Source organism: Mucilaginibacter sp. OK283, assembly GCF_900110415.1.
GTDB lineage: Bacteria > Bacteroidota > Bacteroidia > Sphingobacteriales > Sphingobacteriaceae > Mucilaginibacter.
In genome coordinates this window covers 496,521-510,354 of sequence record NZ_FODR01000001.1, presented here as the reverse complement: position 1 = coordinate 510,354, position 13,834 = coordinate 496,521, and the positions used below count along the sequence as shown (strand labels likewise).

The 13,834-nt window shown below is 43.6% G+C and carries 6 protein-coding genes; 2 read left to right on the top strand and 4 right to left on the bottom strand.

Going from position 1 to position 13,834, the window contains the following annotated elements; translation table 11 throughout:
- Window positions 1-159 precede the first annotated feature (159 nt).
- Window positions 160-1,302 carry a FecR family protein gene (locus tag BMX56_RS02215; protein WP_090639957.1) on the bottom strand — a complete coding sequence of 381 codons (1,143 nt, stop codon included), beginning with the start codon at window positions 1,300-1,302 and terminating at the stop codon, window positions 160-162.
- Window positions 1,303-1,418: 116 nt separating this feature from the next.
- On the opposite strand from BMX56_RS02215, the gene BMX56_RS02210 reads away from it, so the two are divergent.
- On the top strand, window positions 1,419-1,997 hold the full coding sequence (locus BMX56_RS02210) for a sigma-70 family RNA polymerase sigma factor (RefSeq protein WP_090639954.1): 579 nt from the start codon (window positions 1,419-1,421) through the stop codon (window positions 1,995-1,997).
- A 182-nt stretch (window positions 1,998-2,179) separates the two neighbouring features.
- Here BMX56_RS02210 and BMX56_RS02205 read toward each other — a convergent pair whose 3' ends face one another.
- Window positions 2,180-4,306 (bottom strand): GH92 family glycosyl hydrolase, encoded by a 2,127-nt coding sequence (locus tag BMX56_RS02205; protein ID WP_090639950.1) that lies wholly within the window; start codon window positions 4,304-4,306, stop codon window positions 2,180-2,182.
- Window positions 4,307-4,736: 430 nt separating this feature from the next.
- On the opposite strand from BMX56_RS02205, the gene BMX56_RS02200 reads away from it, so the two are divergent.
- Window positions 4,737-4,961, top strand: coding sequence for a hypothetical protein (locus BMX56_RS02200; RefSeq protein ID WP_090639946.1), 225 nt, complete (start codon window positions 4,737-4,739; stop codon window positions 4,959-4,961).
- A gap of 396 nt (window positions 4,962-5,357) precedes the next feature.
- Here BMX56_RS02200 and BMX56_RS02195 read toward each other — a convergent pair whose 3' ends face one another.
- Together BMX56_RS02195 and BMX56_RS02190 are read right to left on the bottom strand one after the other, a co-directional pair.
- Window positions 5,358-7,364 carry a fibronectin type III domain-containing protein gene (locus BMX56_RS02195; protein WP_090639941.1) on the bottom strand — a complete coding sequence of 669 codons (2,007 nt, stop codon included), beginning with the start codon at window positions 7,362-7,364 and terminating at the stop codon, window positions 5,358-5,360.
- Window positions 7,365-7,374: 10 nt separating this feature from the next.
- Window positions 7,375-13,833: a carboxypeptidase-like regulatory domain-containing protein gene (locus BMX56_RS02190; protein WP_090639936.1), complete on the bottom strand. Its 6,459-nt coding sequence runs from the start codon at window positions 13,831-13,833 to the stop codon at window positions 7,375-7,377.
- Between the last annotated feature and the right edge of the window lies 1 nt (window position 13,834).

Sequence of the window (13,834 nt, the reverse complement as noted above, 5' to 3'; positions counted from 1 at the left end):
TCGAAAATTTATACATTTGGTTAAGGTTAGTAATTAATTGGTTGTAAGAAATAATCAGTTATTGATCCTTAATGCCGAAAGGTGTTTTGACCGGGAGTACTTCCACCTACTCCTGGTCTCTTTTTTTTTTAAGGATCGCTATGAAGCTTTATGTAATAGTTAATCCATAACGACTACCCTCCTTCCTTCCATTTTGAAATGAACAGATCCGGTTGCCTCAAGAGCCTTTAGCACCGCATCAATATTTTTATAGCGCGAAATAGTACCGCCAAAGTTATTTTGGCTTGTTTTATTCTTAAAAACTACATCTACGTTGTACCAGCGGCCTATTTTCATCATAATGCTTTGAATGTTTTCATTGTCAAATACAAAAAAACCATCTTTCCAGGCTACTATATCGTCGGTATTAACCTGCATCACCTCAAAACCGCGGCTATGATAATTGTATACGCCTTGCTGGCCGGGGATTAGGTTTTGGCTTCCGGCAGATGAATGCAACTTAACCCTGCCCTGTAACAAAGTTGTTTTTACATCGACATCCTCCGGATAACCCGTCACGTTAAAATGAGTACCTAAAACCTGTACATCCATGCCGTTAACCGATACCTTAAATGGCATCGCCTTGTTTTTTTCAACTTCAAAATAAGCTTCGCCAACGAGCCTAACCCGGCGTTCTTTACCGGCAAATGCCACGGGATATTTTAAAGATGAGGCCGAATTTAGCCACACTTTTGTACCATCAGACAGCACCGTTTGAAATACCCCTCCGCGAGGTATGGTGAGTGAATTGCTATCGGTATTTTTATGTATTTTTTCGCTATTATTTGCATAATACGTTAAAACACTGTCGTTTATTTTCTTAATAATAACTCCCGACACTCCCGCTATCTGGCCATTTTTGGCATCATGCAGCACAATAGACTTTCCATTGGCAAGAGTAAGATAAGCCTGGTTTTTACCCGGGCGAATGATGATAGCAATTTGATTTGGTGCTTTATCTTTTGTTAAATAATGAAATGAAAAAACACCGGTAATTATGGCAAAAAACACGGATGCGGCATACCATATCCAAGGTTGAAATATCAGCTTCTTTGTTGTCTGGTGATAGTCAATATCTGTGCTGGCTTTGATTTTTGACATAATCATTTCCTTTATCCGCCGCTCATCGCCAAGGGCGTTTTCCCATTCATTGTCCATGAGTTTTATTTCAGAATAGTAGCTTTCCAATTGCCTGATTTCTTCTTCAGAGCATTGGCCCGAAAGGAACTTTTTGTACAGTGAAATGAAATCCTGCTTCGACATTTTTTGGTTTATATAACTATAGTACGTTATTCGGCAAAAAACTCACACACATTATTTTTTTATTTTTTATTGTAGGTTTTTTAACATTTTATTCTTATTTTTAAGATACCAATATAATGCTAAATACTTCAGAAACAGATATTAATCTATGGGATTCCGTACGAAAGGACGATAAGTTGGCATTCAATATATTATTTGATCGTTACTGGATAAGCTTGTATAAAACAGCTCATTATTATCTGGAAGACCAAGAAGTTTGTGCCGAGGCTGTTAACGATGTTTTTGTAAGCATCTGGAACCGCAGAAAAGAACTTGAGATTATTTCATTCTTTAATTTCATGCAAACTTCGGTGCGTTTTCAGATCTATAAACGCCGCAAAGCGGTAAAGCTTGAAATAGTTTTTAAAGATAATCTGACCACTGATAATTTCAGCCATACCAACGACGGCGAAATGAGGATCAGGCAAAAAGAAATTGACAACGAGCTAAGTTTGTACCTTGATAAACTTCCCAAAAGATGCCAGGAAATTTTCGAGTTAAGCAGATTTGAACACCTATCAAACCAGGAGATAGCCGGCCGGCTCAACATTTCCAAGCGTTCGGTAGAAAATCAATTGGCACTGGCATTGAAACATTTAAGGATGTGTTTTAAACATACCGTCCTCCTTTTGTTTATTATCAGAAACTTATTTTAAAACATTATAACTTTAAATAATATAAATAAAAAACCCAATTGCTTTCACATACTTTTCAGATGTAAAAATGTAAGTCACACAATTGCTCTAAAAATACTATGCATTGTCAAAATTCAATAAACCACCGTTTTAAATAAGAAACATTTTATTTTATTAATGATAATTTCGATTATCAAATGCCGTCAGCGGGTGGTTATTACCAGTTGGCCGCCTTGTTTCAGCTCATTGTCGGTTATAAAATAATCTTCAATTTTATGATCTGCGTAATTAAGGCTGCCGATCTTTTTACCTGTATTCTTTTTCAAAATGGTAAACGTTTTATTGTTATCCATCTTAAGTTCTACTTTATCAAAAAGAGGAACAGAGACGATATATTGGGGATCGGCAGGTGAAAACGGATAAAAACCCATAGCATTAAACACATACCAGGACGACATTTCACCCGCGTCATCCATACCGGCATAGGCTAATTTCTGTTTCCCCATATCATAAAAATGGTTCATGATGCTATCCAGCAACACCTGCGATTTTTCCTGTTTACCAACAAAATAGTACAGGAACGGGTAACTATGATCGGGCTGGTTACCCTGGCAATATTGCCCAATAAAACCCGAAATGTTGTAAACCTCATACCCTTTCCATGGAAGGAAAAACAACGAATCCAGCTTTTTTTCGAAAGCATTATTGTTCTTATATAATCCGATAAGTCCTTTTACATCATGCGGGACAAAAAAAGACGATTGCCATGCATTGGCTTCGCGGTACATGTATTCATAATATGGGTAATAAGGATCAAAGTTTTTAACCCATTCACCATTGGCCAGCCTACCCCTCATGAAACCTGTTGAGGCATCAAATACGTTTTTGTAATTGCCTGTGCGTTTCATTAACGTGCGGAAACTACCGGTATCTTTCAATTCTTTTGCCAGCAAAGCGACGGCGTAATCATCATAAGCGTATTCAAGTGTTTTAGTGACCGCAGCTTTGGTTACAGTTTCGGTAACCGGCCGGGGTACATCAAGTTCGGCTATATAGCCCTTGGTGTTGTACTCATCCACATACTTCCTGGTACCTTCAACAGTGGCATTTTTTAACATCATGGTGTACGCTGTTTTCACATCAAAACCTCTTATGCCCCTTAGGTACGAACCCGTTATAAACACAGATGCATGGTCGCCATGAAAAAATGTTGGCATAAAGCCGCTTTTTGCCCCCTTATCGATGAGTGATTGAATAACATCGGCCGTTACTTTGGGCGAGAGCAGGCCTAACAAGATAAGTTTGTTGCGATAATCGTCCCATAACGAGGGTTCTGTGTAGTAATTGAAGCCCTTGTTTACTACGTTGCCGCCTTGATCGGTAAAATCGCCATTAATATCGCTGCGTAAGGCCGGCCATAAAAATGAGCGGTATAAACACGAATAAAACAGGCCCTTTTGACGTTCGGTACCGCCTGTAACCGTAATTTTTGAGAGTAGCTTATTCCAGGTTTCAGCGGCATCCGCCCTTACCTGGTCAAAGCTTTTACCCGGCATTTCCTTCTCCAGGTTCTCCTTTGCATTTTTCAAGCTTACAAACGAAAACCCGATCCGGATTTCAAGCGGTTTATTTTCGTTAAAAAAATTTACAACGGGCACTATTTTAGCATCTTTTCTTAACGAGTCGATCTTTTTAATCTTATGATTAGTAACAGCGTAGAAGTACATCTTTTCGCCGCATTGCTGGAAACCTGTAAACACATTGCTACCATCCTGACTTATACTCCAGCTCCGTACCCTTTCATTGGCCATGGCCAGGTCGGCAATTAACTTTTTGCTTTCGCCATGTTTAAAAGTATATTTATGGAATGCACAACGCAGGGTTGAGGTTAATTCGGCATTAATGCCATAACGCTTTAAATAAACCTGGTAATAACCGGGATGGGCCGATTCATTTTTATGATCATAGGATGATTTATAATCGTCGGCTGCTATAACACCTGTAGCAGGCAGCAAAGGAATGTTACATAAATTCCAGTGACCTTTGCTGGTATGGACAAACCCATATATCACCGTATCCTCATATTGATAGCCTGAGCCACTGTGAAACTGCGTAACCGGCGTTAGCTGCACCATGGCATTGGGAAGCGATGATCCGGGAAACACTTCGGCCCCCCAAACACGATGTGTAGGTGTAAAGCCCGCATCCTTAGCATCCCACAAAGTAGCAGTACCCAACAACGGGTTTACATATTTAACAGGCGACTGTTGTGCAAGGGTAACACATACCGAACACAAAGTTAAAATGATAAAAAGGATATGTTTCCTCATAGTTTATTACAGGCGTTATTTTCTGGCAGGTTAAGAATGTTCTAATCAATTTCTTTTTGTAAACGGGTAACGTAAGCTATATATGATAAAAACATATCATAACTGGCCGGGTTTTAAATACTGCTATACGCTTTAAAATATTTTTGCTCAATACGCTGGCAGCCATATATTAGTTATGTTATTTATCTGCTGTGTAATACAAATGAACCCATAATAGTTTCCAAAACAGTTGCAAAATCATACATTTTTATTGACATCGTGTACATTTATATCCAAACGGCGGGCAAATTCTCATTTGACATGCCTATGATCGAGCAAAGAGATATTGTCAGAGCCCGATTTAATAAAGCGTTAAAAGATTGCTAAAAAAATCTCCTCCGATTTACAAAAGCAACTCATCAACACTAATTACAAAAAGCTGCGCTGTAGCATGATCCATCAACTCAGACCCGGCAAAGGAGTTTTGTTTACTACATGCAAAGACGCAATAGCCGACAAAAACAAACATTTGGAAGAGGGTGTAGGAGGGAATCTGATCCGGGTTCTGGAAGATTTACAAAAAGCAGCGTTTAAACTTGTTCGTTTATTCTTAGAAAAGAAACTGAAGGCGACCAGGTTTTATCCAGATAATCAGCGCGGTCAAAGAGAACAATGAAAAAAAGGCGCCCAAAATGTGTTAGAAAAAGAACCAGATTATTCAGACTTTTGAAGATTCTTTATTTACAAAAAATAACACCATTTTTTTATATTGATGTTTTGTGCTCCTTAGACTATGCACAAAACACAAAAAATCGATAATCTACATTTGAAAATTTCAGGTACTTGAAATCTTGTTTTTATCTTTCAAAATCATCTCCGGAATTTTTACTTAATGGATTTAGCAAAGGGCGAAAAAAATTAAAAATTGGTTTTTCAAATGTAGAAAAACAAAAATCTAATAAAAAACTTAACACACACCCGCAATTTGCGACCAACCGTTCCCCACCATTGGCACAAACAGCACATCGGCTTAAAACTTGTACTACAATGCATCAAACGTTCCAGGCATATCTCACTTTTGCCGCCTGACCGCTTTTTCCTGCCCGGCTTTACTTTCTATTTGATCCAGGAGGGCCGTGAGTTTGTAAACATATAAAACCCCGGGCACTGCCGTTTTATCCAGGTAAGTGCTGGCATTTTCAACCATAGCTACTTTGCTAAATGTTTTGGATGAGGCCGGCCTGCGGTAAATAACATAATGGTTACCACGGTCGTTCCCCGGCCAGCTGAGCCCTACGCCTTCTGGTTTATTGGTCAGATACAGATCTGATGGCGGGGCAATAAAATCATCGGTCGGTATCATCAATTCCGTAAGCGGCGATAAGAGGCTTTGATTGGCAAAAGCATCAACTGAGCTAATACCATATTCGTAAGTTTTGCCCGGTGTAACAAGCGTATCCCTGAAGAATGGCAGGCGCTCTACTTTTGATATCACCTTAAAAAGAGGCTCTCCTTTCTCCCGCCTGAAAACAATATATCCAATCACGTTATCATAAACAGCGACGGTATTTTCCCACTGAAGATTAACAGCCTTATCGGCCCAGCGGCTTTGTACGCCGGCCGGCGATGCCACATATTGGGCCTTAAGCGGACGGATACCTACGGGTGCGGATAGGTCGCTCATATTTTGTGCCAGGTTCATTACTTGCACAGCGTATATATATTGCGTTGCACCATTGAGATATTTCATCGAGTCGCGATAAACCGTGTCACGGATAGGCGGCGAAATGACCCGCATATCCTTTGCAGAGGTGCCGCGAAGTACATAGTAGGCAAAAAGATCGAGTTCGGGGTTTTTATCCCAGCTCAGCACAATAAATCGGGTGCTATCCTGCTTGGCGGTCAGTCCGCCCGGTTTTGATGGTCGTTCCTTTTTTACCTGCATCGAGCCATTTGCAGTAGCGGTAGGCAGCATCTTAAAACCCGGATACGGCACCAGTAAAGGCCGTACCTGGTAATAATATACCATGTTGGGCAGCACTTTCCGGTCCAGGTAGTTAACGGCGTTAGGTGAAAGCGTATCTGCAACCACAAAATCCTTTTGAGCCGATCGGGATTTAAGAATCTGGATACCAGAGTAAACAGCCTGCCTCGGTAATGCGTTCCAACTCAAATAAAGCGCGTTGGTGGTATCTTTTACTTTGAAACCGCTAATAGCAGCAATACTTTTAAATGATTTGGTGAGATGACTGGTTGGATCAGAGCCCGCCCCCCTGTTGCCGGCCATATCATAAGGTTGCATATAATAGGTAAGCAATTCGCCAGGGTTTACCTTTTCAGTAAAATAAACATGCAAACTATCGTCGCGGTTATAAACTATCAAACGTTCGGCAACCACGGTGAAGCGTTTTGAGGTTGACGATTTTTTATACACCGAGGCAAAAACGGCAGGGTTTGACGCCGGAGCGGGGATGGACCATGTAAGCTGAACCACGCTATCGGCAACCAACGCCCTGTTCAATTTAAACCTGGGGAACGGCACCCGTTTTACCGCTGAAACAACTTCGGTATAAATCACCTCTGCTTTCCCGCCGGCGTCAACAGCCGAAACCCGGTACACCGTAACCGGCGAATTACCCTTCACGTCGGTATCTGTCCACATCATCCCAATGCTTTCCAAAAACTCCCTGGAAAGAAAAAAATAACCTATTTTTTGCACATCACCGCTTTGCAGGATAGCCCAGGCTTCGGCATCGTCCTTCGCTTTTACCTGGATCTTAAACTCATCAGCCAACGATGATCCCGCGCGTTTTTTAAATTCGGAATAGGAAACGGGAAAAGTTACCGTAGCCTGTTTTTTAAAGTTCCCTGTTCCGTTTTGATCTTTACTGACCTCATACCTTTTATATTTTTTGAAAATATTAAGCGATTTAGAGCCGGCATCGGGCGCGTTCACCATTACAGTTACTTGCTTATCTGATGGTAGCAGGTGGCCGCCCACTACCCCGGTTTGTATTTGCTGGGCACTTAAGCCCATGGCCGCAATTAGTAATGCTATAATTAAATTAAATCTTTTCATCAGTTTAAAATTAAGGGCATACCGAACGGTCGCCGCCTACGTGAATACCAAAATTGAGTCCTTTGCGTTGCGAGTAACCGAGGTCGACATTGGCGGTAGCGCAAACTTTGGCACCGGCGGGTGGCAGGTCCCAGCAGGTATCTATCGAATTACAGCTGGGGCTGCAATTACCTATACTAAAGTCGGCCCTGCCACCTGCAGATCCTGAAATAAACCAGCCATCCGTATCATTACGGCCACCGCGGATATCATAACAAGCCTGAAAACCGGCGCTTACGCATAAACCAATGGCGCATGCTTTGGCACCGCCCCCATATTTGCCTGATAAGCCAAGCATATAGCTATTTTCGGCAAAATTGAGCAACAGGGTTGATTTCGATTCCGTATAAAACCAAACGCTGGCGCTGGCTACATAAACATCAAAACCAATAGCCTTATTTTCGGGAATTCCGAGCGAAGCTGTACTGTTGAGGTAGATGCCCGAAAACTCGGTATTGATATACTCCGGCGCTGCATTGGCAAAATAATACGAGAGCCTGTCGGTACGGGTACGCGGATTTTTGAGGCCTATCGCCATGGCATAATCTGCCCGGGCATTGATGAGGCCTAACAGCGAAAGATCCATGCCGCATCCAAGGAACACATACTTGTCGGTACTTTTACCGCTTAACACCAAATCGCCCTGGATATGAGCTTTCAGCAATCCTTTTATCGGCTCAATATCTGAGGTGACGGCTACCGTAAAATATTGGTTAGGTATATCCAGCACCAGATCGGCATGGGCCAGGTTCAGGTAATCTGCAACCTGCAGGGTAGCGTACCCTTTAATAACCGGCCCGCTCTCAACAGATACGCCGATAGGGGCGAGTTTAACCAGCGTGCCGGTTCCTGAAAACGATACATCTCCGTTTATATCTATCTTAAATTTCTTCTCCGCGCTATTGTAATTGAAACCGCCGCCTACACGCTCAATAGTAATAACCCCAACAGGTATTACGGTGCCCATACTAAAGGCTGCCCCTACATCAATACCCCCGGTTACTTTATAGTAATGAAAATCAATCGAGGCATTTATAGGCGTGCCCGGTATTGATAATGATCCCGCGCCGTCAAAACCATTATCCTTGATACCCACCTGGATCTCTGATTTCATTACCGGGATATCGATTGTGGCACCAAGCTTACTTACCGAAGCCTCTACCCCACCGCCTGCTTTAGCTTTAAAGCGGATATCACCTGCCGTGAATTTAACCATTGGCACATCTACTGTAAATTCACCCTGTACGCCGATAAAAGGAATTTGGTCGGTAGTGTTGAACTGGATGCTTTGCACTTTGAATTGGGCAAAGGCGAAATCGGCCGAGAAATCTGTCGGCGCATCTATCATAAACCGCCCATCAGTTTGTATTTCAAAAACAGGCAAGTTGATCTCTTTAGTGATAAACGTATCAAACTTAATCTTGCCAGATCCGGCCAGTTTATAGGCCGATGAACCCGGAGCCTTACCAAAGCTAAGTGGTGTACTACCCGGCATCAGTTTTACCACATTCAGCAGGTTTAAACCCTCATCGGGGATTTTGAAGCTGCCGCCGTAAAAAATATCCTTACCAACCCGCAGGTCTGAAAAGCTCACTGTAGATGGTGCGGACTTTGGAATTTGCACGGTAATGCTGCCGCCAAAATTAAAGCCGTCTTCAGTAAACACCAGCGAGGCCAGCGAAGCTTCCCAGCTACCGATAGATAGTTTGGGCAGATCGGTAGCTACTATTTTTAATTTGCTGATCTGTAACTGCGGGTTCAGCACAAAATCTTCAATTTTTAAGTTGATGGTTTTTATAACGCCCAGGTCAGGTGTACTTACCGATCCCTGCAGGTGAATGCCTTGCTGATCAACATAACTGGCGGCAAAAGCTATTTTCGCTTTAAAGCCGTATACCTCGGCTTCCCAATCCGTCACGTCGGCATCTGGTCCCGTAAACTTCAGTTTGGTTAATGCAGATGGTACCCCGCCCGAGCTAAAAACAGGTACCTCGGGCGATGAGGTGTTATCTGGTATTAACTGCGGTATGTAACTTTTGGCCAGCAGGTAACCCCGGCTGTTTGTTACATCGGTCATATCTAACTGCAGCTTGCCCTTTATCTCTCCTTTACCACCTGTTGTACCGGTAACAACCAGGGTTTCTCCATCAGGCTTAAGTATTAGCGGTAAAAAGTTAAATACCTTGAGCGATAGTTGCGTCTCATCGGTTTGTACCTTATTTCCCTCTGGTATCGGGTTGTTTGATGCATCAAACGTAACCCGTACATTGGTAAACTTCAGCGCTATTTTATCATGGCTGCTCAATGCCGGAAAAAGCGGAGTAAGATCATTGAAGGCACCACTCACCCGGTAGGCATTGGCTCCATCGGGTATCATTTGATCAAGTGCCACCGGGAAGCCCAATAAACTGCTGATGTTTTTACCGCCGCCGTCGCCAAGCGTAAAATCAACGGTCAATGGCGAAACGCCAACTATCACATTTTTGGCTAATGATATAAAACCAGATTTTGATGCTTTAAGACTGATACTTCCGGGGGGAAGATTGGTCTCTGTGGGAGGCAGGCTGATCTGGTAACGGCCGTCGGCCCCGGTAAGGGTGTTAAGGTATGGCTGGCCTTCAACTTCAATAACAGCGCCGCTTATGTTGTGCCCAGCCGCGGTAACAACCCCGCTAACCATTGTACCTTTTACAAGCTTAATAACCTTGGTAACTTCGGTACCATCCTCAATCACGTTTACCGTCTGCTCAACAGCCACAAGACCCGATCCACCTGGCGGCATTACGCTTACTTTGGCGTGGCCACCAAAACCCTCGTAAAACCATTCGCCATTTTGTGCTACGTGCGATGTATCAAACAGGGCAATGGTAGCATTATTTACCGGCACGCCATTCGGGTCTGAAATTTTAAACCTGACCCTCCCCGTACGACGTACCAGGTTACCGCAATCACCCATATCAATAGTGCGCACGGCCGATTGAACCAGCGGGTTATTGTGAAGATTTTTTGAATAGAGGTCGGCAAATTGGATAGCCGAAGCCCTCATTTGAACATTGTTGATAATGTTCCTGTCGGTAACAGGACTGTTAATTATCGGGTTATTGGCAAATATACTTCCGGCAGCACCGGGTGTATTATTAAGTACCAGCGCATTTGTTACCTGTTTTACATCGCCTATTGCCGGTGATGTGGCGCTTGCTATTGTTGGCCCTGCAAAACCAAACATGCTTGTTTTATAAACAAATCCCCGGTTAATTGACGCCTGGATACTACGGGTTGTAAAAATATTGGCATTAAGCTGGTTAAGCTTTGCTATGTTATCGCCGGGATTAAATATCGGGTTGATAATTCGTCCGGGATTAAAAACAACTCCGGGATTCTGTAAAACAATTCCAGTGCTATTGCCCGGCGTGGGATTAGCATTAGCTTTTGGAGGTGCTGGAATCACGACATCTATGGTTTGTGAAATGTATCCCTCCTTCTCTATCATCAACTTATGGTTACCCTGGTAATAGCTTGTCTGGAAAAGCCCATCCTCGCCCGAATTGAAATAAACCGTTGAGTTAACAAAATGCAGGCGGGCATTTGGAATGGCTTGTTTGGTAGATGAAACAGCCCTGCCCACTACACTCACAATATCTGGTTTGATGCTGAATATTACTTCCCTGTTTGACCCTTTGGCCAACGCCTGAAAAGTTTGCACTGTATCGGGCGTAACTTCCAGGTCCTGAAATTCGCTGCTTACTTTAATGAGTTTTACCTTAAAGTTCCTGCCATCTTTTAGCTGGGGTAAATTTGAAATGGTAAACCGGCCAAGTGAATCGGTTTTTGCGCTGTATGGGCCATAATCGGCCGATAAAACCTTCACAAGGTTTAGTTCATCTACCTGGCTTAAAACGCTCTGCGCTACCAAATTTAACTTATTTACATCGCTTGCAACGGTACTTGAAATGGGTGTAGGTGCTAGCGGAGCTGTTAAAACAGCAGGCACCGGACGGATGGTTGCAGGGCCGTTAAGCCGTCCGCCGCTAATTGACAGCGAGTTTAGTATTAATGGCCGCGCAATAAGCCCGCTTGCAATAGGCACCTGGTTATTATTGCCACCTGTAACGAGTGCTATTTTAGAGCCTTCTCTTTTTAAATAGTCAACTACAGAACCCGTAAGTGGTGGTGGGCCAGGGTTCAATAAATCGTCCGTATTATATTCAACCTTAACTATGGCACCCGTAACAGGCACAAAACCTGTGGGGAGCGACATCCTTACTTCGCCAAATACATAAGCCGGGGTAGCTGTTAACCGGTAATCGGCCTTAACATTAAGTACCAGGTTAGATGCGAGGTAGAGGTTATGCGCTTCCAGATCGGTGGTTTTACCATTAAAACGCTGGTTATGGCTTTCAATAACCACTAAAAAACGCCCGCCATAAAATAGCTTGCCATACTTTAGTGTTCCGCCACCGGTGCCCATTTTTACACTATCAACCGAAACCTCAACCACACTACGGCCGTTTATAGTTACGGCATGTTTAGATTCAAAAGGAATATTTCCTTCCTGGTATAGGTAAGGCTCGTTTTCAAAATCAATCTTATTACGATAAATATGTACAACCGCTATCTTATCTTCCTGGCTGGCATCGGCAACATCATCTAAAGTGAGTTTGGGCGTGTAGCGCAAGGTGCGGGCAAGTAAAAGGACCTGTCCTATATCACGCATCCCCGTAGAATCGAGCTTACTTATGGGAATTTCGACAGTTTTCTGCTCAAAATTTTCAGACGTTATACTAATGATCAGTTTTGTGTATTTGGCTAAACCCATATATGAAGGATGGGTAAAATCGATAGCGAAATTACCCCCGCCATCAGTTTTACTGGTGGCTATCAACTCCTCTACCGGTGGCGGATCTAAGTTGTAGTGAAAACCGAAACTAAAATCGAACATGGAGTTTACAAAACTACTTGCCGGGAACGAATACATGCCCAGATACGAAAAGTCACTTGTGTAATTAGTGGCTTGTGTGGCCGCTGTCGTGGTCGAAAAACCGTTTGTCGTCTTCCAGTTTGGATCAACAAGGCCTTTAATGACGATATCCGTATTAGGCAGCGCGTAACGTTCTGTGGCGCTGTCAACAGCTATCGCGTCTTCGTTGTAAGAGAGGTTGGTACCTCCCGTTGTAGTCATAACAGCGCCCGCGCCCAATCCGGCTGTGGTTTGTACCGGCACATAAGGTATCAGGGTCGGATCTACCTGCGCGGCCGCGGCTATCCTGGAATCATTTAAAACATTAGGCGCATTAAATACAGGGGTTCTCAAACCCGATATTGGCCTAGAGGCGAGGCCTGGTATAGGTGCACCGGTTAATACTATTGGCTGCGCCGTGGCCTTTCCATTAGTATTGCTTGGAACCGGAATAGCAGCCGACATACCACTGACGGGTGCCGACCCGAAATATTGAGGCTCTGTTTTTTTAAACGTCCATAACAGCTTGCCTTTGATGGTGTTGGTAGCGTATTGTACCGATTGAGCTTTCTGTTTGGCTTCCTCTTTTGCTTTTAAGGTATCTATCTTTACTATCGGTGGCCCGCCGTAAATGAACGACCTGACCTCGCTGCGGCCTTTATTACGAAAGGGGGTATTATTAAAGGGGTCAAACGCTTCTACCAGCATTGCGTAACGGCGGCCGGGCGTAAGCTGCGGATCGGCAGCATTATAAATGTAAGAATTGCCTGTAACTTCCTTTTCAAAAAAGTAGGGCTGCGTGGCCGACATCAGCGCATTGCTCGGATTCCTATCACCTATCACTTCCACCATCCTGAGTTTATACCGCACCGACGACATGATTTGAGGCGACGTACCCGGCGGCGTGCTCCATTGCATCAATACGATTTGCCCTGGGGCATCTGATAACTGCGCATCTTCCATCGGTGTGATGATGGTTGGCGGCTCTAGGCTGCTTATGATAAATGTATTGCTGCAGCCTACCGGCTCATCGGGGCTTATCGGGGCATTGGTATCGTAATCAAAAGCCTGTACGCAAAAACGGTAACTCCCCTCGGGTAATCCATTTTTGTTGATGAAATCGCTTCGGGTAATGCCGGAGTATTTAACCTGGGTGTAATCAAAAAACTTACTGATATCGTTTCCGTTAAAGCTGCGGGTTTGTCCCGGATCAAGCTCAATGGCAGCGGGGCTTTTATAGTTGGGCTTTACGGCAAGTATCACGCCATTATCCCCTGTAACGGTGCCCCTGAGCTGGATGCGCTGCCTTTTAGACGATACGTTTGTAACCGCAATTACCATTAACTGCGGCTGCGACGAATAATCGGTGATTTTACGCGGATATGGCGGCAAAATCTGTATCGATACGCTGACCTGTGCTTTTAAAGGTTGCCAGGCAACACAAATAAGTAAAAATAAGAGTAGTTTTTTCATG